Genomic DNA, 24,212 nt, shown 5'->3' with positions numbered 1-24,212 from the left:
AAGGTTTCATTTTAAACACGACTTAAGCGAAAAGGAGCTGTGATGAATTTCTTTAAACAATGGGGCCGATTTATGATGATGGGTGCAGTGGCCCATGCAAAATGGGAAATCAATGTATCTAAGACCATACTGGGGGATAAAAAGCGGCTGTTTATACTGGCATTATTTACTATTCCGGTGTTATTGGGAAGCATTGCCTTTGCCGATCAGATCGGTGGAGCTCTGCCGGAACTGCTGGGTGGTAAAAAAGCATACAGTCCGGCTTTTTACAGTACAGGAATATTTATTGTATCCATACTCATCGGGATGGGTGCAGGACTGATTACCGGTTGTATCGGTGCAGGCGGCGGCTTTATTATTGCACCCGCTCTGATGAGTGCCGGCATTAAAGGTATTCTTGCCGTGGGAACCGACCTTTTTCATATATTTGCCAAGGCGATTATGGGGAGCGTGATTCACCGGAAACTGGGCAATGTTTCCGTTCCCCTGGCGGTGGTTTTTTTACTGGGCGCCATTATCGGAGCGACAGTAGGCGGGTTAATAAATCGAGTACTGTATGAAATAAATCCGGTATTAAGTGACGCTTTCATTACCACCGTCTATTCCCTGATGCTGGGTTTTCTCGGAATTTATGCCATGACCGATTTTCTCAAGGCAAGAAAGGCGGAAAAAGGACAGGCTCCCCACGGTGGCGGTGAAAGTGCCCATGGTGGTAAAGACGAGGGCGCTGAGATGGGAAATCTTCCTAAAAAACTCCAAGGCATGAAAATACCTCCCATGGTTAAGTTTGATCATGATCTGACTCCGGGAGGAAGGAGTATTTCATGGCTGTTTTTAGTCCTTTCCGGTGCCCTGGTCGGTATGGCGGCAGGAATTATGGGAGTCGGCGGCGGCTTTTTAACCTTTCCCATATTTGTTTATATTCTGGGTGTTTCATCCATGACGACGGTTGGAACCGATATTTTTCAGATCGTTTTTACCGCCGGTTACGCGGCCATAAGCCAGTATGCCATTTACGGCTTTATTTTCTATACACTGGCCATGGGCATGCTGTTGGGGTCCTTGCTGGGCATCCAGATCGGCGCCATGGTGACCAAAGTGGTTAAGGGCATCACCATTAGAGGTTTTTACGCCATGGCGGTTCTGGCAGGGTTTGTTAACCGTATCTTTGCTCTGCCTGCCAAACTGGGTGAGATGAATGTCATCACCATATCCAAGCAGACCGGTGCCTTTCTTGACACCATCGGGGTCTGGGCCTTTTTTATTGTTATCGCCGGATTCTCGGTCTGGGTAATCGGCACGTTCCTGACTAATATTAAAGTCCTGAAGGGAGAGGAGGCGAAATCATGATAGCGAAAAAGAAAGAATATTATGGCGGTGTTGGCATGTTAATCGGGTTTTTCGTTATACTGGTAATCGTATTTTCGCCCATATTCAAAGGCCACAATGGCCTGGAATATCTCGATGCCCTGTATAATTCCATATCAAAGGGATCGGCGTATTATATTCCAAAAGTCAAGGAACAGACCGATCAGTTTATCGGCAGTTCTATCAGCGTCACCCTCGATATGAAAAACGAAACCCAGGCCAAGCAGACCGCTCCACTATTTATGAAGAGCGGCGCACTTGTCAATGTATCGGGCGTTCAGTTGAAAGTGAGCGGTGATCTGGGGAAAATCCTGGGAAACTGCCTGACTGATTCGGATTTTATGTATGTAAATGACGGGGAAAAGGTAAAGGGAAAATACGGGTATGACGAAAAACGAGTTCTTTATAACTGGTATACAGCATTAAAAGCGATGGATAAGGATCTCAAGGCACAAAAGAAGTTCAAAGAGGCCAAAATCGTTGCGTTGGTAATAAAAAAGGCGGTGGAATGTTCCTACAACTATTATAAAATCGAGCCCCAGAAAATTTCCGACCGCTATGGCATTGTCATTTTTTCTCTCATCTTTTACGTGGTATATACCCTGTGGTACGGTTTTGCCATTATGTTTATGTTCGAGGGATGGGGAATGCAGCTGGAACACTAGTATACCACAATTGACAAATTATAATTATGCGTCATCAATAAAAAGGCTAAAGGCAATATACATGCCTTTGGCCTTTTTACTTTATACCACGGATTTTCACGGAATTTCCACAGATACTATATTTATGGCAAACAGTATAAAAATCAAAAATTCAGTAGATCTTCGTGCAACTCAGTGGTAAATTTTAAAACCGCCTTTCAAGATCAGATTAAGCCTATGGGGAAAATAAAAATTTTCATAGACAAGTTATTTAAAAAACCGGTCATGGATGATACGGAAGTTGAAGAGCTCCGCATCGATTTTCAATCCCGATATCACCATTTCAAGCTGCTGCTAACTTCCAATAACAGGGCGTTGGAAGTCATGGCCGATATTGAAATGGCCTTACAGGGGAAAAGACCTTTTGGAATGTCCTTCATACGGGCAAACTGCACCGGGGTATCGGTGAATGTGTTTAATATGATAAAATATTTGGACCAACTTGCCCCGGGGAAATACGGCAGGTTGTACACCAGTTTCAGCAATATCGAGAAAAAAATAGACACTCTGCTTTCGGCCAAGAAAACTTTAAAAGATGAAAGGCTGCTCATCTCTTTGGACGAGGTGAACAAGGATATGGCTGATTTTGTGGGAAGCAAGATGGCCAATATCGGGGAAATAAAAAACAGGCTTCGGATTGCCGTTCCCGATGGATTTGTCATAACCGCGGCCGGGTATGATCATTTTATCAAAGAAAATGATTTGCAGGTGGAAATTGATAAACGATTTCAGTCTGCTGATTCAGAGAATATAGAAGAACTTTATTCTTTAAGCGCTGATATCCAGCAGCTTATCATCCGATCAAAAATACCATACGATCTGTCCAATGCCATCATGCAGGCGTGGAGACAGCTTGAAGACAAAGCAGGTGAACCGATCACCATGGCTCTTAGAAGCAGTGCTCTGGGTGAAGATACACAGGAAAGCTCATTTGCGGGTCAGTATCGAAGCGAATTAAACGTAAGTGATGACAGTGTATTTCAGGCCTATAAGGAAGTGGTGGCCAGTAAATACAGCCTTCAGGCAATCACCTATCGGTTGAACAAAGGGTTTAAGGATGAAGATATTTCCATGTGTGTGGGATTCATGGCCATGGTGGATGCCGCAGCAGGAGGGGTCATGTACTCCTGCAATCCGGTTAATTTAAGAGATAATTCCATTTTTATCAACTCTACACTCGGGTTGCCTAAATCGGTTGTCGACGGCAGCGAGGCCGGGGACCTGTTTGTGATTTCTAGAAAGGTCCCCCGCAAAATCATCCGCCAAGACATACATCCCAAGGAAAAAAAGTTTATCTGTTTTCCCGAAGAAGGTGTATGCCAAATGGAGTTGACCGGAGACGCGGGAAATGAGGCATCGATAGATAAAAACCAGGCTTTTTATCTGGCCGACCTCGCAGTAAAGGTTGAAGATTACTATCATACCTCCCAGGATATTGAGTTCGCAATTTCTCAGGATGGAACTGTTAATCTGCTGCAATGTCGTCCATTGCAGCAGATAGAAACGGTAAAACATGATTATAGTGATCCTGCATTAAAAAATGATGAGGCGATTATCGTCAGTGGAGGAATTACAGCCAGTCCCGGGTCTGCCTTTGGTAAAATTTACATGGTTGATAAAGGAATCGATGTGTTAAAGTTCCCTGAAGGCGCTGTTCTGGTGGTAAACCAGCCGTTACCCAGGTGGGCTTCCCTTTTAAATCGAGCTGCTGCAGTGGTTACGGGCCAGGGCGGTTTTGCAGGGCATCTTGCCAATGTGGCGAGGGAATTCAGGGTGCCTGCGCTTTTTGGCATCCCCGATGTGATGGACAAACTGACCCATGGAGAGCAAGTCACTGTTGATGCCGACTCTCTTAGCATCTATGAGGGTAAGATAGAATCTTTGCTGGTGAAGACGGAGACAAAGATAAACCTTATGGAAGGAAGCCCTGTTTATAAAATCTTAAAGCGGGTCAGTCACTTTATTACACCATTAAACCTGCTCGATCCGAACTCCCTTGAATTCAACCCGGCAAACTGCTCAACTTTTCACGACATTACACGGTTTATCCATGAAAAATCGGTGCATGAGATGTTTAATTTCGGAAAAAAGAATAACTTTTCCGAGCGATCAAGCAAACAACTCTATTATAAGGTTCCCATGCAATGGTGGGTTTTAAACCTGGATGATGGGTTTAAGGAAGAAGTAAAGGGGAAATACATCAAACTGGATAATATTGTTTCCATTCCCATGCTTGCATTCTGGGAAGGATTTGCCGCTGTCCCCTGGGACGGTCCGCCTCCCATTGACGGGAAAGGACTTATGTCGGTTATGTTTCAATCCACTGCCAACCCAGCTTTAAATCCCGGCATACGCTCAAAATATGCCGACCGAAACTATTTTATGGTTTCCAAGAATTATTGCAGCTTAAACTCGAGACTCGGTTACCATTTTTCCATATTAGAGGCCCTGGTAAGTGATCGATCCGGTGAAAATTATGTCAGCTTCCAGTTCAAGGGAGGTGCGGCAGATTATGATAGACGGGTTAAGAGGGCCGCTTTCATTAAGGATATACTTCAAAAATACGGCTTCAGAGTCGATGTTACGGAAGACAACCTTATTTCCCGCATAGAGGGCCATGATAAAGACTACATGACCAAGCGGATTGCCATACTGGGCTATTTAACCCTCCACACCCGTCAGCTCGATATGATCATGTCAAACCGTGCCAAAGTCAATTATTACCGGTCAAAAATAATAAAAGATATCGATGAGGTTATCTTTGATAAATCATCAAACGATTGACTGGAAATTTGTAACTACTCACGTAGTCAGGCTGAAGCTGTTTAGACCGAAGGCTGAAGGGGTCAGAAAAGCACGATTGCAGTACCCTGGCTGAATGTGATTCTTGCATCAAACATGGCTTTTAAATACGCTTTTTTCTAACAGTCTTCAGTCTTCAGCCTATCCACCTGAGCAGTTCCGAAAATTTGCTGTAAGCGTTTCAAATCGTAAATGGCTACAATCTGCTAAATTATTCACACCCTCTCATTTGACAAGGCGATGGTGACACCCTTCCTGTTGCCTCCTTTACAATCTGTAAAAAATACCGACACATCTCATACGTATTGTCTCATTTTTCACGGACAAGCATTATACAAATTAAAATTATTTCAGTAGTTTATCTCAATATGGCGGTATTTCTGTTTTTGGCATAGAGATTGCTAAATTAAAAGGGCGATAAAATGGGCAAGGAGACAGGCTGAAACAGATTTTCGCAGAAAAATCATGGTACAAAACCATTATGCAAAAATTAGAAAAATTGTTTTTATCAGTATGGTCCTGGTACCGATTATACCGTTCATATTGATTCTGCTGGTTGGTTATTATTATTTTACAACTTCGCTGGAAAGCAGCGCCAAAGCGAGCATGATAAGAATCGTTGAAGATCATGCACAGATGATTGATTCATTCCTAAGCGAACGAAGGGCCGATCTTGAGTTTGTTCTCCATGCTTATGATTTTAATGACCTGGCTGATCCGGTGATACTGGGACATACCTTTAAACGGCTGAAAAGAGAGTCTTCTACTTTTATCGATCTGGGTGTTTTCAATAAAGACGGCATCCATGTGTCCTATCAGGGACCCTACCGGCTGGTAGGTAAAGATTATGAAAAAGAAGAATGGTTTAAGGAAGTCATGAGGAAAGGCCAGTATATCAGCGATATTTTTCTTGGCTTCAGGCGGATACCACACTTTGTCATCGCTTTAAAAAGAGAAGATGCTGGAAATTCATGGGTGATCCGGGCGACCATCGACACGTTTATGTTTTGCAATCTGGTGCGGAAGGTTCGCATCGGCAAAACCGGTGAGGCCTATCTGCTAAATACAGACGGAACACTCCAGACAGATAGGCGATCCGGCGGAAATCTGATGGAAAAACCGGCGGACAGTAAAAAATATTTAACAAGCCACAGCGGTACTAAAATTTACGTCCGAGAAAAAGAATATATTTATGCGACCACCTGGCTGAAAGATAACAACTGGATGCTGGTGGTCAGACAGGAAAAGGCAGATGCATTCAAAGCGTTTCGCACCGCTTTAAACCTGATCGTTTTTATTATGATTATTGGTGGCGGTATGATCATCGCTGCCGCTTCTTTCATGACCGGAAGAATTGTCAGGCGGCTTGAAAGAATGGATGCGGAAAAAGAGCAATTGAGCCAGCAGCTTATCGGTGCCAGCAGGCTTGCCGAGCTTGGCGAGATGTCCACCGGATTTGCCCATGAAATAAACAATCCTCTTCAGATTATCAAAAGTGAACAGTCTCTGCTGGAAATAAATCTATCGGAGCTAAAAAAGGAAGGCCAGCTTAAAAAATCTACAGTTCTGGATGAAATGGAAGATTCCATGGAACAGATCAAAATTCAGATTTACCGGTGTGCCAAAATTACCCAACAGATCCTTAAATTCGGCCGGCAGAGCGAACCGGAAAAAAATGAAGTGGATTTAAAAAGCTTTATACCCGAAGTGATCGAGATGGTGGCAAAAAAAGCCAGCGTACACGGAATTTCGGTAAAACAGAACATTGCCAAAGATACTGCTTCGGTTTTTTGGGACGCATCGCAGCTTCAGCAGGTGTTACTAAACCTGTTTAATAACGCAATGGATGCAGTCATTGACCAACACGGAACATCGGGCGGGGAGCTGACGGTGGAGGCAGGGCCAAAGGAAAATGGAACTATAGAGATCAAGGTTTCGGATAACGGAAGTGGCATAAGCACAGAGAATTTAGATAAAATATTCTCTCCGTTTTTTACCACCAAGCCTGTGGGAAAGGGAACCGGCCTGGGTCTTTCCGTATGTTACGGGATCATCGAAAAAATGGGCGGAACAATGAAAGTCACCAGCAATCAGGGTGTGGGTACGACTTTTATAATAAGGCTGCCGGAAGCAGCGTGATCGCTCTTAAAGAATAGCCCATAGGGAACAAATCATCGCTCATGAATGACAGCTCACAGTTGAAGAATGATTTGGGTGAATTGGATTAAAAAAGCAATTTGTCACAAAGCCCCAACGAAAATATTTAAACATCATTGGCTACGCGCCCATGTGCCTCGGCGGCAGAAAGAGAGGAAATATGTCAAAAATGAAAATGATGCTGGTGGATGACGAAGAAAGGTTTCTACATACCACCAGTAAGATACTGGGGAAAAAAGGGTATCACGTCGTGACGGCTACCAGCGGGGAAAAAGCTCTGGAAATATTACATTCACAGCTTATCCATGTCGTCATTCTTGACGTAAAGATGCCGGGCATGGATGGGAATGCCACTTTAAAGGAGATTAAAAGGCTGTATCCAATGGTTGAGGTAATCATGTTAACCGGCCACGCTACCGTAGAATCCGCCATAGATGGATTAAAGTCAGGGGCGGCGGATTATCTGATGAAGCCTACCGACATTGAAGAGATTATCGAGAAAGCTGAAGATGCCTTTGCAAAAATACAAAATTTAGAAAAAAAGATCCGGGTTGCTCAGACACGAAGATTAATGAAATCTCCCAGGGATATTATTAAACATCTGGATAATCTGTAAATTTGGGAAATACATACAGCCATTCAACCTGTTAACCCGCAAAAGGGGGCTTTGATTAAAGTGATCATCGTTTGTTGAAGGTAATTGTATTTTTATGGAAGTCAGAGAATTCAATTGAAGGATCCATAAAAAAGGAGTTTGAAATGGTAAAAAACAACAAGAATCTTAATAAGTGGTACATCACAAGGTACTCAAAAGAGAAAGAGCGTATTTTTTTATTTTATGCTGCCGTGGCCATGTCTATCCTTTATGGCTATTGTAAGCTGTTTTAAGATTAAGCGTCTTTTCATTATCAAAATCAGTTTGCATGGCTCTTCTTGAGAAAAAAACCAACGAAAAATCGGAGGAAGAAAGATGGCCGAAGAGAAAAAGAAGGCAACCGGATACGACAAGTATGTCAACTGGAAGCTGTTTGCTATTCCTTTGATACTTGTCACTATATTAATGCTCATACCAACGCCTAAAGGCATGATCGATGTGGGTGTGGAATACTCCATGGGCCCCAAGTATGTGATGAATTATTTTGCAACAGGGCTCTTTGGCAAACAGACCAATGACCTTTCCCAGTGGCAGGTTCAGTTGGTTAGGATGATGGAGGCGGGTGTGCGTAAAGCCTCTTTCAGCCAAGCCGGATTGATGAAAAGAAGTGCGAAATGGTGCAAAAGCAATAAGATACCCACCACACCCACACACCTGAAACAGGCAAAAGATTTTGCAGGGGGGATACCCCTGGAAAAATTTAAAAAACTCATGGAAGACGGATATGATTTGAGGGTGAACAAGCTTGCCTATGACATGTTGACGGACAAAGAAAAGAAGAAAGCAACCAGAGCCGGATTTCATGTCAAAGCAGCTGTCGGAATTGTTATTTTTGTGGTGCTGTGTTTTATCACCGAGGCGATCCCTTTGCCCATGGTGGCCTTCTGCATAGGAGTTTTTGCCATGTGTAGCGGAATTGTGACCAGGAAAAATGTGGCCATGCTATATTGGTCCGACGCGACTTGGTTCATTATGGGTAGCCTGATGTTTGCCGTTGCCTTTGTCAAAACAGGAGTGGATAAGCGTATGGCCATGATGATGTTTGGTAAATTAAAAAAGCCTTCTCTCAAAATGGTTACTTTTATGATTATTCTGGTGATAGCCCCACTTACAATGTTTATGTCCGACCATGCTCTGGCAGCCATGTTTTTACCGATAGGCATGCTCCTGTATGCCACATCCACGGCTGCCTCGGGAAAGGATGACCCTGAGCTGGCCAAAATGCTTATGATTACCATCGCCATGGCCTGTAACCTCGGTGGTTCCCTAGCTCCTTCGGGTGCGGCTCGAAACCTTATTATGATGGGTTATGCGGAGGATATGTTCGGTATCGGCATCGGATACGGGGAATGGTTGGTTTATATGTTTCCCCTGCTGCTTTTTACCATACCGGTCACCTGGTATATGATCAACTTCAGGTTTAAACCGATGGCCGCGCATACAGATCTGAGCGCATCCATGGCTTATGTGAAAGAGGACATCGCCAAAAAAGGGGGAGCTTGGACCAGAGAACAAAAGATAACCGTGGTGATTTTTCTGGTCATGCTTTTTTGCTGGATCACGGAAAAATACCTTATACTCAGTCTTACAGGTATAAGGTTCGGGATTGGCGTGATTGCGGTGATGGGGGCGATTGCCTATGTTTTTGCGGGAATTGCCAACTGGCGGGATTACCAGACTGGGGTTGACTGGGGAGTGGTCTGGCTCTATGCAGGAGCGATCATCTTTGGCCGCGTCCTTGTTATGACAGGAGGCGCATACTGGATTGCTCGCTCCTTTGTAAGTGTTCTGGAACCGCTTGGATTGGGTAAGGGGATTGGTCTCCTTCTTTCCGGAAATGTGATCACCGGCCTACTTACCCAGCTTATGGCGGATGGCCCGGCCTGCGCTGCAGTCGGTCCGGTTACTTTATCCATGGCCGGTATTGTGCATCCGGGTACCACCATGATTCCTTTTATGGCAATGGGCACATCTTATGCCTCATCACTGGCTTACTGCCTGATTATCGGAACACCACCCAATGCAATTGTCTATGCCAGCGGATACCTGGAGCCAAAAGATTATCTGAGAGTCGGGGTGATTCTCTGGTTTACCAATTTGATGATATTTATGCTTATGTCTGCCACCTACTGGCGATTTTTGGGCTGGAAAGGGCTGGTTCCGTTTTAGCGCGAAAAAAGGAAAAGCCGGGAAAAGCGGCTGAATCCCAATGACATTTCAACACGAAAAAAAAGTAAAATTTATGTCAGGATCGGAAAGTATGATGGGTATGATTAAAAACAATGAGAGTCGGCACCATGGAATGCTGGTGCATCAATTTCTCAAGACAATCTCTAAGATGCTTTATCCCGGAGGTTTTTATGAAGGGCTTCCACAGGAAAGGTCACTCACACCCCCGGTGGTCTTCCTTTTAATATGCAGCATCTTTTTTACTATTTTGTCGAGTATGTTTGTTCTGGAAAAGCGGGTTTTTTTTGCATTGGCGTTCTTTTTAAATGCATTTTCCATGCCTTTTATCACTGCGTTGATTCTGTATCTGGTTACCCTGTTGTTGTGTAAAAATCTGTTTGCCTATAAAATCTTATTTGGAATCGCCGCCTATGCCAATATAACTTTACTGTTTTCCTGGATTCCAGGTATGGCCGGGCCGGCACAAATTTTAAAGTTTTGTCTGATCGGTCTCGGCATGGTGAAAGTAGGCCGCATCAGTTACTTAAAGGCTTTTACCTGTTTGTTGTGCACCGGTATGGTCATGCTTTTTTTGCTTCAACTGTTTGGGCCATTTTTAGGGCAGAAATAATCATATGGTGATTAAGTTGCAATAAATTTGTCGTATACAGCCGAAAAGGAGGCTCCTATAATGAGTGAAAAAATAAAAGTGCTGATGGTTGATGATGAAGAGCAGTTTCGATCTACCACCAAAAAAATTTTAAACAAAAAAGGATTTGACACCATTCTTGCCGGCAGTGGTGAAGAGGCCATCGATAAACTTAAAGAAAATCCGGATGTGGTCATACTTGATATAAAGATGCCGGGCATGGACGGTCATCAGACCTTAAATGAGATGAAAAAACTTTCTCCCCAGATTCCGGTGATCATGCTTACCGGGCACGGTGCTCTGCCCTCTGCCAGAGAAGCGCTGGTTGAAGGGGCATTCGATTACCTGGCCAAGCCATGCGATATAGACCTTCTGTCTTCTAAAATCAAGGATGCTTATTTGAACGGGAAAGAACCGAATCAAATTGAAGAAAAGAAAGTCATGGAGGTCATGGTTCCTGTAAACGAATACACAACATTAAATGAAGATCAAACCATTACAGATGCTATTGGCCATTTAAAAGAGTCTTTTGTTTCCAAAGTATCAACCAGTCGAATTTTAGAAACAGGACACCGTTCGGTCCTAGTGGTGGATCATGCAAAAAATTTAGTAGGAATCATGACTATCAAAGGGTTGCTTAAACTGATTATGCCTGAGTACCTATCAGCTCCCAAGCCCTCCATGGCGGACAGCATCCAGTATTCTCCCATGTTCTGGGATGGGATGTTCAGCAATGTGATCACCCAGAAAGCAGGAACAAAACTAAAAGATGCCATGTCCCCAAACCCGCTAACCATAGATGGTACCGCATCTTTAATGGAAGCCGCTTACATGATGGTGGGGAAAAAAGCCAGACGGCTGGTGGTGATGATAGCCGGAGAGGTTGCCGGTGTAATTCGGGAACAGGATCTATTCTTTGAAATAGAAAAGATTTTACAAAAATAAAATCTATCCGTCTTCTCTCTCCCTTGAGAGGACCGGACTGCACATTACATAAAAATATTGGTTGCATAAAATGTGCAGCCCGGATTATGTTTATTGCCGCTGTTTCGACCAAGGGCAGAAAATAAACGGTAATTCAGCTTTTTAGCTGCGCATCAATTTTAACCGTTTTGGTTAAATCTTTCGCTTCCAGAAATAAATTTGAGGGAAATGACAGTTGCTCAACTGGGTAAAATAATACAGATTACAATATGCAAAACCTATTCTATCGGTTAGGAGGGAATATGTTTTTTAAATCCAGATGGTTTCAGCTTTGTGTTGCAATTGCACTGGGGATTGTTGTTTTATTATTACCGCGACCGGAGGGAACAAAATTTAAGATAACAGGCGAAGATGCCCGGGAATTTGCCCTGCTCATCAATCAGTATTTTACCCCTGTTTCGGATGATAAAACCGGTGCGGTGGAATACATTGTCAAAGCGAATAACCCCGGAAGCCGAGAATCTACAGCAGATTTTCTGAAAGAAAAATCTGCAGAACTCAAATTAGCGGAATTGGAAATAGACTATATTGACGGACTGTCCCCCAAGGCAAAGCGATTTCTGGCGGTTCTGGTGGTACTGATATTTCTTTTTGTGGCGGAACCCATACCCCTTGAAATTACGGCGATTTGTATCGGCGTCTTTCTTGTCATTATGGGTATTATCGATGTTAAAGGCGCCTGGGCGCCTTATATGCATCCGGTGGTTGTTTTTATCATGTGCTGTTTAATCTTCGCCATATCCCTGGAAAAGGCCGGAATTACCAAACGGCTCGGCTATTTCATCATTAAAAAGGCGGGTACCTCGGTGACCAAGTTTACCTTTATTATCGCTGTCGGCCTGGGGATATCGTCTTCTTTTATGCACGATGCTGCCGCCTGTGCCATAGGTATTGTCACCATGCTTCCGCTGATGAGAGCCGTCGGCATAGAACCGCATACCAATACGGCCAAGTTCATGATGCTTTCCCTTCCTTTTGCCTGTTCCTGCGGCGGGATGGGAACACTGGTGGGAGGCGGGCGGTGCATGGTCTCTGCTGCTTTTCTCAAAGAATTTACCGGCATAGAGATTACTTTTCTAGATTGGATAAAATATTGCATGCCCGCAGCCTTTTTAACCGTTCCCCTAGCGGTCTTAATCGTCTATATGATTTTTCGTCCCGATCCCAAATTCGAACTACCGAAATTTGAGGAAGAAATCGGTCCGTGGACTACTCTGGAAAAAAAGACGCTGATTATCATCGGCCTGAGCTTTCTGTTATGGCTGACCAAAGGGCTTCACGGCATGCATTACTCTGTCACCGGAATGCTGGGTGTGGCTGCCCTGATATTAAGCGGCGTTTTGAAATGGGAAGATATTCACGAAAACCTCGAGTGGGGAACCGCTCTGTTTATTTTCGGCGGCGGTATTTCTCTGGGTCTTGCCATGGGCTATTCAGGGGCAGCCACTTATTTTGCCCACCTGTTTTTCCCACTGGTGCAAGGGGGTGGATGGCTGCTTCTTTTCGCCGGCGTGGGTCTTTTCGGCGCTTTGGTTACCAATGCCATGGCCAATGTGGCGGCTGCCGCCCTTATTCTACCCATTGTCATTCCCATGGCCATCTTAGAAGGTGTGGATCCGACTGTGCTGGCCTTATGTCTTGGAACCGCCACCTCTTTTGCCATGCTCCTGGTGATCGGATGCCCGCCCAATGCCATTGCATACAGCTATCGTTATTTCAAGGCGGCCGACCTTACCAAGGTCGGAATTGTTGCCACGCCCATTTTGCTGGGGGTGCTCATTTTGGTGGCCTCTGTCTGGTGGAAAATACTGGGACTGGTATAAAGAAATTGCAATTTTAGCAAAAAGATAGTAATAACCACCACATATTCCAAATTGCGTCACAGCTAACAGGGTCTATAAGATGAAATCTTCATTATATAAAAACCTTCAACGAAATATAATTATTATTACCCTGGTGGTCTCATTTGCCCCCCTTGTTATTCTTGGCGTCACCATGTATTATCAGTTCTCCAATACCTGTAAGAATAAAACCATAGAGCAGATAAGATACCGCGCCATTGCCCAGGCGGAATCGGTGGACATGTTCTTAAAGGAACGCATCGCTATTTTAGGTTCCATGGCTGATACCCATCATTTCGTTGAAATGATAGATGGAGAAAATCTTTCCCATATATTTAATGTGATGAATTCGAGGGCAGGGGCGTTTGTGGACTTGGGCGTGATTGACAGTGATGGAAGTCATCGGGCCTACGTGGGGCCGTATAATCTTAAGGGATTGAATTACGATGATCAGCCGTGGTTTGCCGAGGTTATGAGCAAGGGAGTTTTTTTGAGCCATGTGTACATGGGCTTTAGAAAACTGCCCCATTTTATTATAGCGGTTCGACGCAACGAAAATGGTAAAAGCTGGATTCTAAGGGCAACCATAGATCCGGAAGTTCTTGAAGGAATCGTGCGGCAGGCCCAGATCGGAAGAACAGGAGATGCCTACCTGGTCAATAAAGATGGTATTTTTCAAACAAGCCCAAGATTTAAAGGGCTTATTCTGTCGCAATCAGATCTGGATACAAGCCTTTTCGGTGGTAGAGTGACGGTGGTGGAGCTCGAAAACAAGCAAGGAAGAAAAATGCTGTATGCCGGAAGCTGGTTAAAAAATAACAAGTGGCTACTGGTCATTAATCAGGAGCCTGATGAGCAAATGGCGGGTCTGTTTGCAGTTCGCAACGTGGAAATTACGATTATTGTTTTCGGTCTGTTGTTGATTATCATGACCACGATTTTTACCACACATCTTGCGGTGAGTCGACTGCAAGAATCGGAAGCCACCATGCAGGAACTAAACGCCCAGCTGGTCCAGTCCGATAAACTGGCGGCAATTGGTAAAATGGCGGCGGGTGTTGCCCATGAGATCAACAACCCCCTCAATGTCATCCTGCAGAAAACCGGCTGGATGGAAGACCTTTTAGAAGAAGAAGATATAAAGAAAAGCGAGAACTTTGAAGAGTTTCAAACCTCCGTTCAAAAGATAGAAGAACATGTTGAAAGAGCACGAAAGGTGGTTCACGATATGCTCGGGTTTGCCAGGAAAATGGAACCCCGCCTGGAAGATGTGGATGTTAATGATACCATCAATCAGACTGTTTCCATTTTGGAAAACTATGCACGGACAAACAACATTGAAATCCAGACAGATTTGTCCGCCAAACTTCCGATTATAGCCAATGATCAGGCCCAGCTCCAACAGGTTTTTTTGAATCTGCTTACCAATGCCATTGACGCCATCGGTAAAGACGGTTTGGTGGAAATAAAAAGCCGACGGCTTGATTCGATAATATATGTCATCATCAAAGATGACGGGCCGGGGATTCCGGCAGAAAAGCAAAAGAATGTGTTCGATCCTTTTTTTACTACCAAGGAAGCGGGAAAAGGTACAGGGCTTGGACTGTCTGTGAGCTATAACATTATAGAAAAAATGGGGGGCACAATACACTTGAAAAGCCAGGTGGGAAAAGGTACAAGTTTTACCATTGAGGTCCCGGTTGTGGCACCGGAAAGGAAATAAAACAAAGGAGGTCGTATGCATTACTTCAATGTTTTAATCGTGGATGATGAAGAAGATTTTTTAGAAACCATAATAAAGCGTTTGAACAAACGGCAGGTGGATGCAAGTGGTGCCAGAAGCGGAGAAGAAGCCCTGGAATTGCTGAAGGAAAAAACCTTTGATGTGGTCATCCTGGATGTCAAGATGCCCGGCGGCATGGACGGCATAGAGGCATTGAGAGAGATGAAAAAGATACAGCCCCTCGTAGAGGTCATTTTGCTTACCGGTCACGCTTCGGTGGAAACCAGCATTGAGGGGATGAAACTGGGGGCCTTTGATTATCTGTTAAAACCGATTAAGCTGGACGATCTTTTAAGAAAGATCGCTCAGGCCATTGAAAAAAAAGACAATCATGACCAGAAGATTCGATCAGCCCAGATCAAGAAGCTACTCAGGTATTGGTAGTTTTTTTCCAAAAAAAATTTATACCACCTCTAAGGATATGAAAAATGAACGGGTTTAAGATACTGATCGTGGATGATGAAACTGATTTTTTAGACACCATTGTGGCCAGGCTAAAAAAAAGAAAACTGGATGCCACAGGTGTGACTAGCGGAGAGGCAGCCATAGAACAAATAAAAAATCAACTTTTTGATGTTATTTTGCTGGATGTTAAAATGCCTGGGGGTATGGATGGCATTGAAACCTTAAGAGAGATAAAAAAGATTCAACCCCTTGCCGAGGTGGTGATGCTTACCGGTCACGCTTCCCTTGAAACCAGTATTGAAGGAATGAAGCAGGGTGCTTTTGATTACCTGTTAAAGCCAATGAAACTAAATATTTTGTTAGAAAAAATGACCGAAGCATTTGAGAACAAATCCAGGCATGATGAAAAAATTCGTAACGCCATAACCAATGATTTAAACCATAAACCGGAAAGCACCTCCGAACTGGACTAAAAGAAAAATCTTCGTTTAAGTATTTCCCATTAATCCGGTGTCAAAATGAGTACACTCTATTCACTGGAAAAACCTTTCCTATGGACGATTGACTGCATTTATAAAAGACTGCCTCAGAAACATCCCGATAAAAAGCGACTTTATGATTGCAAGATTATCTCTCACCGCGGCGAACATGATAACATTAATGTTTTGGAAAATACCCTTGCTGCATTTGACCGAATAAGAGAAAAGGGGATCTGGGGAATAGAGTTGGACATCCGCTGGACCAAAGATCTTATTCCGGTCGTATTTCATGATTACAATCTCAAAAGGTTGTTTAAGTCAGACCTTGAACTTGGTAAGATCACTCAGCATGAATTAAAAACGAAGTTTCCGGCAGTCCCCTCTCTTGCTGAAGTGATAACAAGATATGGCGGGAAACTGCACCTGATGGTGGAAATCAAAGAAGAAGTATATTCCGATCCGGTCTATCAGAACAGTGTGTTACAAGACCTTTTTTCATCCCTCGAACCCGAAAAGGATTTTCACTTCATTTCTCTTTCACCGGACATGTTTAAGTTGATTGATTTTGTACCTGCAGCAACATTTCTTCCCATTGCCCAGCTTAATGTCAGACAGCTCAGCGAAATAGCGTTACAGCAAAACTATGGAGGACTTTTGGCACATTATCTGTTTTTAACCAAATCGTATGTAAAAAAACATCGGATACAAAATCAACAGGTGGGAACAGCCTATATCAAATCAAAAAACAGCCTTTTCCGTGAACTTAACCGAGGGGTGGAATGGGTATTTTCCAACAATGCAATACAAATACAGTCCATTCGAAATGCTTGTCTGCGTAGTCAGTCTGAAGCGGTTTAGACTGAAGGCTGAAGGGTCAATAAGGCACGGTTACCGTATTTTGGCGGAATGTGATTCTTGCATCAAACATGGCTTTAAAATACGTTTTTTCCTAACAGTCTTCGGCCTTTTGCCTATCCACCTGAGTGGCTTAAAGGGCTTACCACCTGATGAGCGCACTGCCCCACGTCAGCCCTCCGCCGAAAACAGGAAGACAGATCAGATCATTTTTCTTTATACTGTGGTCTCTGACCGCTTCATCAAGGGCAATGGCACATGATGCCGATGATATATTACCGTATTTTTGAAGGGTTAAATAAAATCTTTCAAAGGGAATCTTCAAGGATTTGGAAATGAACTGAAACATCCTCAAGTTGGCCTGATGGGGAATAATCCAGTTAATCTCTTTGATATCCACGTTGTTAAAAACAGCGGCCTCTTTGATAGAACTGGAGAAATACCTGACCGCCACTCGAAAGCTGAGGTTGGCTTCAATCATATTGAGATAGTGCAGGCCATCATCAACGCTTTGGTGACAGATGGGTGTGGTCTTGGACCCACCTCCCGGCATCAGGAGATCCTGCCCATTGGCGCCGTCGGTATGAATGTGGGTGGATAAAATTTCGGAGCCCTCCTTTCCCAGTGTCAACACGGCTGCTCCTGCGCCGTCCCCCCATAAAATGCATGTATTTCGATCCTTCCAGTTAAGGGTGCGTGACATGACTTCGGAGGCCACCACCAGAATATGTTTAAAGGTCTTGTTTTTAAGATACTGCTCAGCCACATTCAAACCAAAGATGAAACCCGAGCAGGCCGCAGTGACATCAAATGTCACGGCTTGGGGTGCATTAAGCCTGGCCTGGAGCCAGTTGGCAGCCGAAGGGCAGCAGGTATCCGGTGTAATCGTGGCCAGGATAATAAGATCAAGATCTCCGGCATTCATTTCTGCCATGTCGAGAGCAAGGGCGGCAGCCTCAAAAGCGAGATCTGAAGTCGAGATGTCCGGATCAGCAATTCTCCTTTCGCTGATACCTGTACGCTGAACAATCCATTCATCCGTGGTATCCAGACCCATTGCCTGCAAGTCAAAATTGGTTAAGACCTTTGGAGGTAAATAGGATCCTGTTCCTAAGATTCTGAGGGTGTCCATTTATTTATATATATCCCAACCCAGACAAGCCGGAACCAAAGATGAAAATATCATTGGCATACGTTTGAGCAATAGATGACAAGATAATCGATTCTGGATGCTCGATACTCGTTTTTTTGCGGAAACCAGTATCCAGTAACGAGTATCCATCATTAAAGACACAAGGGCTTCACAAGGTGCAATAAAATTATTTTGCCACAAAAAGCACAAAATTTTCAAATAAGAAACTAAACATACCGGTCTACAAGTTCAGCAACAAACTTTTCTACTCCCTGTTCCCCTTCATTTTGTTTCACTTGGGAAATCAGTGTTTTAATTTTTTGATAGGTGTCTGGATCTCTTTTAAGATCGTTGGTTGACCGGTAAGTACCTCCGCGACGGCCGACACGGTATATCAATCGATCTTCTTTAGGAAGTTTTTGATATTTTCTGATCACATCCAGCATATTCTCCTTATCCTCCGGAAGCTTTCCCGAAACTTCTTCCAGGAGATTCATGATATGGTCGCTCGTTACCGTGCTGGTAATTCCGTCCAGGGTGTCTATAAAAAGCCCGATTTCTTCAGCAAGCATATCATCTGTTTGCATGGTGAAACTGCCATCTTCCAGCTTTTTATAAAGAGGTACGCGTGGAGGCACTCTAAGGCTTCTTAAGCGGATAAAGTGTGGATTAATTTGGTTTAGCACATTTGCCGTTTCCCTTGCGTGCGCTTCCCACATTTCCTGTCCGCCAAGCCCGGGCATCACGTATTCTGAAAGCTCCATGCCGGCCTGAATCGTTTTTTGACCGGCTTCGATATGCTGGGCACTGCTCACGCCCTTTTTCATCAACTTAAGGAGCGGATCGTAACCTGTTTCCAGCCCTATATGTATCCTGTCGAGACCTGCTTGGCGGATCTTTGTTAAAGATTCTACCGATTTGCGCACCACTGTTCTGGATCTGGTATAGGTGGTGATCCGGGTAATTTCAGGAAACTTTTCTTTTAAAAAGGTTAAAATATCCACCAGATCTTTGGTTTTCATAATCAGGTTATCCGCATCCTGCAGAAAACAGGCATTTGTTCCATAATACATCCATACAGCGATACTTTGGTAACTGCTGCTTTGGTTAGAGCTGTTGAGAACTGTGTTGATGACCTGGTCATTTACATCTCCGCCATATCCCAGTTTCAAGGAAACCGCTTTGATATCATCTGCCATATCTCTGGCGGTTTGGATATCCTGTTTTATTTCATCAACCGTACGCAGTGAAAATTTTCTTCTTTTGTAAACCGGACAAAAAAGACACTGATTCCAGGGGCAGTTTCGGGTGATCCGCAACAGAAGGCTGCGAGCCTCGTTTGGCGGTCTGATCGGTCCTTGCTCGAAACTTAAGTTTTCATGGGTCATAAATTAAACTTCCCTTTTGTGTTTTCACCGCAGAGCGAAAAGAAATTTGCTTTATTTATTTTCTGTCCTCATACCGAGGCAAAGCTGCGAAACCATTCGTGTTACAACTTTAAGCTGAGCAAAGGATAATTAAAGCCACTACAGAATTGTGTATATATCATTAACATATAAAAATTTCCAGCGGAACCTTACTTATGAGCCGCGCTCCTGTTTCAGTGAGTATAAAAACGCTTTTAATACCGGATGACAATTTATCTTTTAAGACCATTTTGGTTTCCATAGCAAGGGTCATTCCAGGCTCAAGGACCGCTTCACTGGTAATGAGCGGAGGCTCTATGAGCTCGAGTCCGATTCCGTGTCCGGTAAAACTTGTCTGGTGAGCGGAAGGATCAGGGCAGGACTCAGTATAGCCCAAAGAATTCGCTGTTTCAACAGAGCGTGGGAAAAATTCATCAAGGTTCTTGCCGGGTTTTACTATTTCTGATACCGCATGCTGTAATTCTATAGCGGTCCGGCATCCATCCATGGCTGGCTGCGGCATTGATTTGATGGCAAACAGTCTGGTTTCATCCATATGGTAACCGTTGAATACCGACTTAAAATTGATCATAATCGGTTCATCGGGGACAAGAAGCTTATTTTCTCCATCAGAGGGAAAAGCCGCAAAAATTTCATTTCCGCTAAAGATCTGCTGGGAATACTCTGCGGCCTGATGATCACGAACTCTCAGCCTGGCTCCATGACCATGTTTTCTGGCAAAAGTTTCAGCCATGCCGGAGAGTTCCATCTTGGTTTGTCCGGGTCGGATGGCCGATTTGATGTGCTCAAATGTTTGTTTTGCCAGCTCAGCCGTTCTTTCAATCTGTTTAATCTCCCATGCGGATTTAATCATTCTACATTTATGGATAAACGGTGATCCGTCTACAGATTTTTCAACATCAAAGAGCTTTTTATAAAAATTAAAATCCCTGACCGGCAATACATCAAATTCAAACCCAAGAGTTTTCGGCAGGTTGCTGCAAAAATCAACGATCAGACCCGGGATTTCCTTGATGGATTTTATTTCAACAATGTTCTTTATACAAGATTCTTCCCTGGCCCTGGGATAATAGCGCTTTATAAATAGAACCGGCTGACCTTCTGCGGGAATATATAGAAAACCGGTTTGGGCAGTGCCGGAAAAATAGAAAAGGTCAACGCGTTGGGCAATAAACAGTCCACCAATTCCATTATGCTGCATTTCTTGCCGGATTTGAGTTATCCGCCGGTCGATTTCGTCTGAAGGGACCCTGAATTTGTCGATCAATTTAAATCAGCCAGTGTATTTGCAATGACTTTTGCCAGAGCGTCATTTACAAATTTCTCAAGACTGAGAGCGCCAAAGGTTGGATCAGTTCTTTTCAGTTTAATTTCAAATGGCTTTTTGGTCACGGTGCCGGTTTCCATGTTGCCGACAAAGGTGGTTATTTTAACCTCCAAAGCCATGTTGGTTCTGCCCACACGTTTGGTTGCATCGCATCTTAGCTTTTCGATATGTCCGCCCAAGATATATTTGGGCCCTTTGTCTATGGTTTTCATTCCTTGAGGAGAAAAATCCCATCCGGAAATGCGTTTGACTTCAAATCCCCTTTTCGTCGCATATTCTTCAAAAGCCAAGGTAACCGAATCGGCTACAGATGCCTGGGTCGACAGGAACAATTCTTTTTGGTCCTTTCCCACCATCCTGGCCCCGATAAAGTTTTTTTTCTCTACTTCTCTTTTATCCAGGAAAGATTGCATCCCCATCAGGGCCGTTCCCTGGATACTTGTTTCGGGCATTCCGGCATACTTCACCCCGATAAAGTATGTCCCGGGTGTCCGGCATGAAACAGCAACCAATATACCAAATAAAATGATACATGAAATAAAAAGTGCTTTAATCCTGTTCATACTTCAAGCCCCCCTTTTTAATGTTCACTCCCAATATCCTTTAAACTCTCTTAATGCAATATCGATGGAAATGGCAAAGCTGATCCCCTCAACGCTTTGATGCACTATTTTTTTGGTATTGATTCCAACAACACTTCCATTTTTAGTAATCAAAGGCCCTCCGCTGTTTCCGGGGCTAACCTGTGCATTTGTCTGGATCATGTTCTCTCTAAGGCCTGAAAAAATACCGGACGTCACCGAATGATCAAAACTCAACGGATTTCCTATTGCATAGAGAGGATCCCCCAGAGCGATTTCATCCATTTTAGCAGGTTTGATAAAAGGCGTTTTATACCCGCTTATTTTTAATAAAGCGAGGTCATAGCGATCACTGAAAGCCACTTTTTCTGCGGTAAGCTCTGTTTTATCTGCCAAAATAATTTTAAACCCTTTCTGAGAAGCTCTGTTATACCTCAGTTTTCTGAATTTTTTATAGTGCTGATTAAAATATTTTTCTTTTTCTTTAAACTCTGCTTCCTTATGTTTATAGTACGCCTGTTTTCTAGTAAAAATTCCATTTCTTACATTGTATTCGGAGACATATGCATTGTAATAGTTCGATTCCGCAACTGTAAGGCGCTTTTGGTTGGATTTAACAAGTTGGCTAACCCTATTTAACTCATCTTTCGCTTCGGTTAACCATTCTCTTTCTTTTTCCAGCCAGGTTTCCTCTTTTTCCAGATACTGTTCAAGTTCATCCAAATATTCTTTCATTTTATCGAAAGCCGCTTTACCTTTTTCCAGTTCATTTTCCATTCCATGTATAACATGTTTGTTGGTTAGGATGTAACCGTCATCAGTGATAAAAAAACCGGAGCCGTTGCTAAGTTCCGTCTTAATTGAAACCGTTGCGTTTCGTGCATTTTCAATATTATTTTGTGGCGGCATTTTTTCCGATAATTGTTTTTCGAGGTCGCTTATTTTTTTTTCGATCGTTGCATCATCTATTATCTTTTCTGTGTCAGAATCTGTCATTTCCGTTGGGGTGTCTGTAAAGTGCCAGACACCATTTTTATCCTTATATTTATATACACCGGCAGCAATGGAATAAGCAGAAAAGACCAAGGTGAAAAAACAAAGTGTCATTGTCCCATGCCAAGAAAAGATTGTCTTCATGATAAATGATCCTTACCCTCACATTTTCAAGTCCAGCAGCTTCCCATGATCATATTTTCATCAATGAATCGATGGCAGAAAAAACGGTATCATATACACATTTATGTACTGGGCTTGTTGGATGAAAATGCTTGTTAACTATACTTTGATTGTTTAATATTCCCCTCGATTGGGTACGATGCAGATAAATTCAAAGTCTTTGTCGTAGGGATTTGAATACTGATGCTCGATGTTTGCCGGGACAAAGGCAAAATCTTTTTCATTGACGTCCTGTTCCTTTCCGTCGATCATCAACCGGCCTTTACCTTGAATCACGTAATTCACATGCTCCCAGTCGTGGGTATGTTTGGGGCTGTGGCCACCCGGTCCTATGGTAAAGGTTCGCAGGGTGTAACCGTCCCAGCCCTCTTTCTCACCAATGGGCACCTTTTTAGAAATATGGGTCGCACCCTCCATTTCGATTTTGTTTGCCTTTATTGCATCATATTTTCTGATCGGCATTTTAAGCTCCTTTTCTATTTTATCCGGGTATTGGTTAGCAACGCATAAACAGGTAAAACAGCAAATCACCGGTTGTGCGTTTTAATATAAAATTATTCTGTTTACAACTTGTAATTTTTATGGACTCCCATCACCCATATCGGAAAATATTTCATAACTCAATGTAATTAAACCTAATATTATATTTTGTTTCTGCAATTTGCTTTGCTATTATGCAAAATAAAGATAATTAGAAAGCGCTATAAACAGTTTCTGCCGAACTATGGGTGTTAGCTAAATTATACCTGGTGATAATACGAGAGAATAAGACAGGTTTGCGGATCGCCTGCCGGTTATTAAAGTTGTTCACAACAATGGGCGATATAAAAGTATAGGTTTTTTTATTTGCCATAAATGATTGCTACCAAACGTTGGCTTTAAATTAATAGCTCAAGTTTCGCACCCCAATTTGGCGTAAAGTAATGCCCTGACGGCACGTGAAACATAAAATCAGATGTGAATCGAAACGGTTATATTTTTTTCTGTAAGGGGATATGTGGGTCATCTATTACCCCTTTTTGCAGTGTCCGGATATTTGGGATAGACCGTCCATTTTTTATTATTTAGCAACGGATAGACTTTATCCCAAATATCCGGACACGCTGCAATTGATTTAGTTCATATCCCCTAGAAGAAAATAATATAACTGTCTCGATTCACACCTTCAACGCGAAGCGGCGCTTTAAAAATTCCGCCTCTACCGTAGATAAGAGGTGCGAAACTTGAGTTAATAATAAGAATTTGACAATATGACTGTTAGGGCGATATAATAAATATAAAAATTTAGAGCAGTTATCAATAATTGCTACCGGGTGTTGCTTTTAAAGTACTGAGCAAGGAGACAAAAAAATGGCTGTCAGGAAAAATCGCCTTTCCCCTTTGCTAAAAAACATAATTACCAGTGGAATGGACGAAAAATACAATATTGAAACCATGCGTAAGGTGATGTTGCTGAATGTGATAAGCGTGACCGGAGTGATTTTCATCGTTCCACTCGGAATCGTGGCGTATATTCAAGCACATTTCCCGCTTGGATTTTTTGATCATGTTGCTGCGTTGCTCCTATTGTTGAATTTATTTTATTTAAGAAATAGTGAGACCCCAATTGAGCGAAAACTTATGCTGCTTTTTTAAATTCATTTTCGTTTAGAGTAGTACAAATGTTACGATAAAGTAATTCAGTTTCATTGTTCTTTGTCAATTCGATGACTTTTACA

The 24,212-nt window shown here is 43.1% G+C and carries 21 protein-coding genes; 15 read left to right on the top strand and 6 right to left on the bottom strand.

What is annotated here, in order from left to right:
* Positions 1–42 precede the first annotated feature (42 nt).
* The 14 genes from SWH54_15095 to SWH54_15030 all read left to right on the top strand — a co-directional run bounded on the left by SWH54_15095 (position 43) and on the right by SWH54_15030 (position 16,854).
* Positions 43–1,350 (top strand): sulfite exporter TauE/SafE family protein, encoded by a 1,308-nt coding sequence (locus SWH54_15095; protein MDY6792586.1) that lies wholly within the window; start codon positions 43–45, stop codon positions 1,348–1,350.
* On the top strand, positions 1,347–2,033 hold the full coding sequence (locus SWH54_15090; protein ID MDY6792585.1) for a hypothetical protein: 687 nt from the start codon (positions 1,347–1,349) through the stop codon (positions 2,031–2,033). The genes SWH54_15095 and SWH54_15090 overlap by 4 nt, the downstream gene beginning before the upstream one ends.
* 216 nt (positions 2,034–2,249) lie before the next feature.
* The gene (locus SWH54_15085; protein MDY6792584.1) at positions 2,250–4,856 is read left to right on the top strand and encodes a PEP/pyruvate-binding domain-containing protein; all 2,607 of its coding nucleotides are present in this window, start codon (positions 2,250–2,252) and stop codon (positions 4,854–4,856) included.
* A gap of 483 nt (positions 4,857–5,339) precedes the next feature.
* A complete protein-coding gene (locus SWH54_15080; GenBank protein MDY6792583.1) occupies positions 5,340–7,013 on the top strand; it encodes an ATP-binding protein in 1,674 nt (557 codons plus the stop codon).
* A 178-nt stretch (positions 7,014–7,191) separates the two neighbouring features.
* Complete coding sequence (locus SWH54_15075; protein ID MDY6792582.1) at positions 7,192–7,647, top strand: response regulator; 456 nt, start codon at positions 7,192–7,194, stop codon at positions 7,645–7,647.
* Between the two features lie 143 nt (positions 7,648–7,790).
* Complete coding sequence (locus tag SWH54_15070) at positions 7,791–7,919, top strand: hypothetical protein (protein MDY6792581.1); 129 nt, start codon at positions 7,791–7,793, stop codon at positions 7,917–7,919.
* Positions 7,920–8,001: 82 nt separating this feature from the next.
* The gene (locus tag SWH54_15065; protein ID MDY6792580.1) at positions 8,002–9,855 is read left to right on the top strand and encodes a DASS family sodium-coupled anion symporter; all 1,854 of its coding nucleotides are present in this window, start codon (positions 8,002–8,004) and stop codon (positions 9,853–9,855) included.
* 40 nt (positions 9,856–9,895) lie between these two features.
* Positions 9,896–10,486, top strand: a complete 591-nt coding sequence (locus SWH54_15060) for a hypothetical protein (protein ID MDY6792579.1) — start codon at positions 9,896–9,898, stop codon at positions 10,484–10,486.
* A gap of 60 nt (positions 10,487–10,546) precedes the next feature.
* The gene (locus SWH54_15055) at positions 10,547–11,449 is read left to right on the top strand and encodes a response regulator (GenBank protein MDY6792578.1); all 903 of its coding nucleotides are present in this window, start codon (positions 10,547–10,549) and stop codon (positions 11,447–11,449) included.
* 281 nt (positions 11,450–11,730) lie between these two features.
* Positions 11,731–13,311: a DASS family sodium-coupled anion symporter gene (locus SWH54_15050; GenBank protein ID MDY6792577.1), complete on the top strand. Its 1,581-nt coding sequence runs from the start codon at positions 11,731–11,733 to the stop codon at positions 13,309–13,311.
* A gap of 79 nt (positions 13,312–13,390) precedes the next feature.
* Complete coding sequence (locus tag SWH54_15045) at positions 13,391–15,052, top strand: ATP-binding protein (GenBank protein ID MDY6792576.1); 1,662 nt, start codon at positions 13,391–13,393, stop codon at positions 15,050–15,052.
* Between the two features lie 15 nt (positions 15,053–15,067).
* Entirely contained in the window at positions 15,068–15,496 is a 429-nt protein-coding gene (locus SWH54_15040) for a response regulator (protein ID MDY6792575.1), read from the top strand.
* 44 nt (positions 15,497–15,540) lie between these two features.
* Entirely contained in the window at positions 15,541–15,990 is a 450-nt protein-coding gene (locus tag SWH54_15035; GenBank protein MDY6792574.1) for a response regulator, read from the top strand.
* Between the two features lie 45 nt (positions 15,991–16,035).
* Positions 16,036–16,854, top strand: a complete 819-nt coding sequence (locus SWH54_15030; GenBank protein ID MDY6792573.1) for a glycerophosphodiester phosphodiesterase — start codon at positions 16,036–16,038, stop codon at positions 16,852–16,854.
* A gap of 139 nt (positions 16,855–16,993) precedes the next feature.
* Here the strand turns inward: SWH54_15030 and SWH54_15025 are convergent, their stop codons facing one another.
* The 6 genes from SWH54_15025 to SWH54_15000 all read right to left on the bottom strand — a co-directional run bounded on the left by SWH54_15025 (position 16,994) and on the right by SWH54_15000 (position 22,956).
* Entirely contained in the window at positions 16,994–17,983 is a 990-nt protein-coding gene (locus tag SWH54_15025; protein ID MDY6792572.1) for a beta-ketoacyl-ACP synthase III, read from the bottom strand.
* Between the two features lie 227 nt (positions 17,984–18,210).
* Positions 18,211–19,371: a radical SAM protein gene (locus SWH54_15020; GenBank protein MDY6792571.1), complete on the bottom strand. Its 1,161-nt coding sequence runs from the start codon at positions 19,369–19,371 to the stop codon at positions 18,211–18,213.
* A gap of 160 nt (positions 19,372–19,531) precedes the next feature.
* Positions 19,532–20,677 carry a Xaa-Pro peptidase family protein gene (locus SWH54_15015; GenBank protein MDY6792570.1) on the bottom strand — a complete coding sequence of 382 codons (1,146 nt, stop codon included), beginning with the start codon at positions 20,675–20,677 and terminating at the stop codon, positions 19,532–19,534.
* Complete coding sequence (locus tag SWH54_15010) at positions 20,674–21,300, bottom strand: hypothetical protein (protein MDY6792569.1); 627 nt, start codon at positions 21,298–21,300, stop codon at positions 20,674–20,676. Before SWH54_15010 ends, SWH54_15015 begins: the two co-directional genes overlap by 4 nt.
* A 24-nt stretch (positions 21,301–21,324) precedes the next feature.
* Positions 21,325–22,455, bottom strand: coding sequence for a trypsin-like peptidase domain-containing protein (locus tag SWH54_15005; GenBank protein ID MDY6792568.1), 1,131 nt, complete (start codon positions 22,453–22,455; stop codon positions 21,325–21,327).
* Between the two features lie 153 nt (positions 22,456–22,608).
* A complete protein-coding gene (locus SWH54_15000; protein MDY6792567.1) occupies positions 22,609–22,956 on the bottom strand; it encodes a cupin domain-containing protein in 348 nt (115 codons plus the stop codon).
* Positions 22,957–23,844: 888 nt separating this feature from the next.
* Here SWH54_15000 and SWH54_14995 point away from each other — a divergent pair.
* Positions 23,845–24,129 (top strand): hypothetical protein, encoded by a 285-nt coding sequence (locus SWH54_14995; protein ID MDY6792566.1) that lies wholly within the window; start codon positions 23,845–23,847, stop codon positions 24,127–24,129.
* Positions 24,130–24,212: the final 83 nt, after the last annotated feature.

It is taken from the genome of Thermodesulfobacteriota bacterium, assembly GCA_034189135.1.
In the GTDB taxonomy this organism is placed as follows: Bacteria; Desulfobacterota; Desulfobacteria; order Desulfobacterales; family JAUWMJ01; genus JAUWMJ01.
This window is presented reverse-complemented; position numbering and strand designations above follow the sequence as displayed.

What these genes read in the sequence shown, in the direction of transcription:
- SWH54_15050 (MDY6792577.1), top strand. Translation starts at nt 11,731, where the DNA reads ATGTTTTTTAAATCCAGATGGTTTCAGCTTTGTGTTGCAATTGCACTG.
- SWH54_15030 (MDY6792573.1), top strand. Translation starts at nt 16,036, where the DNA reads ATGAGTACACTCTATTCACTGGAAAAACCTTTCCTATGGACGATTGAC.
- SWH54_15035 (MDY6792574.1), top strand. Translation starts at nt 15,541, where the DNA reads ATGAACGGGTTTAAGATACTGATCGTGGATGATGAAACTGATTTTTTA.
- SWH54_15020 (MDY6792571.1), bottom strand. Translation starts at nt 19,371, where the DNA reads ATGACCCATGAAAACTTAAGTTTCGAGCAAGGACCGATCAGACCGCCA.
- SWH54_15040 (MDY6792575.1), top strand. Translation starts at nt 15,068, where the DNA reads ATGCATTACTTCAATGTTTTAATCGTGGATGATGAAGAAGATTTTTTA.
- SWH54_15055 (MDY6792578.1), top strand. Translation starts at nt 10,547, where the DNA reads ATGAGTGAAAAAATAAAAGTGCTGATGGTTGATGATGAAGAGCAGTTT.
- SWH54_15060 (MDY6792579.1), top strand. Translation starts at nt 9,896, where the DNA reads ATGACATTTCAACACGAAAAAAAAGTAAAATTTATGTCAGGATCGGAA.
- SWH54_15010 (MDY6792569.1), bottom strand. Translation starts at nt 21,300, where the DNA reads ATGAACAGGATTAAAGCACTTTTTATTTCATGTATCATTTTATTTGGT.
- SWH54_15045 (MDY6792576.1), top strand. Translation starts at nt 13,391, where the DNA reads ATGAAATCTTCATTATATAAAAACCTTCAACGAAATATAATTATTATT.
- SWH54_15075 (MDY6792582.1), top strand. Translation starts at nt 7,192, where the DNA reads ATGTCAAAAATGAAAATGATGCTGGTGGATGACGAAGAAAGGTTTCTA.
- SWH54_14995 (MDY6792566.1), top strand. Translation starts at nt 23,845, where the DNA reads ATGGCTGTCAGGAAAAATCGCCTTTCCCCTTTGCTAAAAAACATAATT.
- SWH54_15095 (MDY6792586.1), top strand. Translation starts at nt 43, where the DNA reads ATGAATTTCTTTAAACAATGGGGCCGATTTATGATGATGGGTGCAGTG.
- SWH54_15085 (MDY6792584.1), top strand. Translation starts at nt 2,250, where the DNA reads ATGGGGAAAATAAAAATTTTCATAGACAAGTTATTTAAAAAACCGGTC.
- SWH54_15065 (MDY6792580.1), top strand. Translation starts at nt 8,002, where the DNA reads ATGGCCGAAGAGAAAAAGAAGGCAACCGGATACGACAAGTATGTCAAC.
- SWH54_15000 (MDY6792567.1), bottom strand. Translation starts at nt 22,956, where the DNA reads ATGCCGATCAGAAAATATGATGCAATAAAGGCAAACAAAATCGAAATG.
- SWH54_15080 (MDY6792583.1), top strand. Translation starts at nt 5,340, where the DNA reads ATGGTACAAAACCATTATGCAAAAATTAGAAAAATTGTTTTTATCAGT.
- SWH54_15025 (MDY6792572.1), bottom strand. Translation starts at nt 17,983, where the DNA reads ATGGACACCCTCAGAATCTTAGGAACAGGATCCTATTTACCTCCAAAG.
- SWH54_15070 (MDY6792581.1), top strand. Translation starts at nt 7,791, where the DNA reads ATGGTAAAAAACAACAAGAATCTTAATAAGTGGTACATCACAAGGTAC.
- SWH54_15090 (MDY6792585.1), top strand. Translation starts at nt 1,347, where the DNA reads ATGATAGCGAAAAAGAAAGAATATTATGGCGGTGTTGGCATGTTAATC.
- SWH54_15005 (MDY6792568.1), bottom strand. Translation starts at nt 22,455, where the DNA reads ATGAAGACAATCTTTTCTTGGCATGGGACAATGACACTTTGTTTTTTC.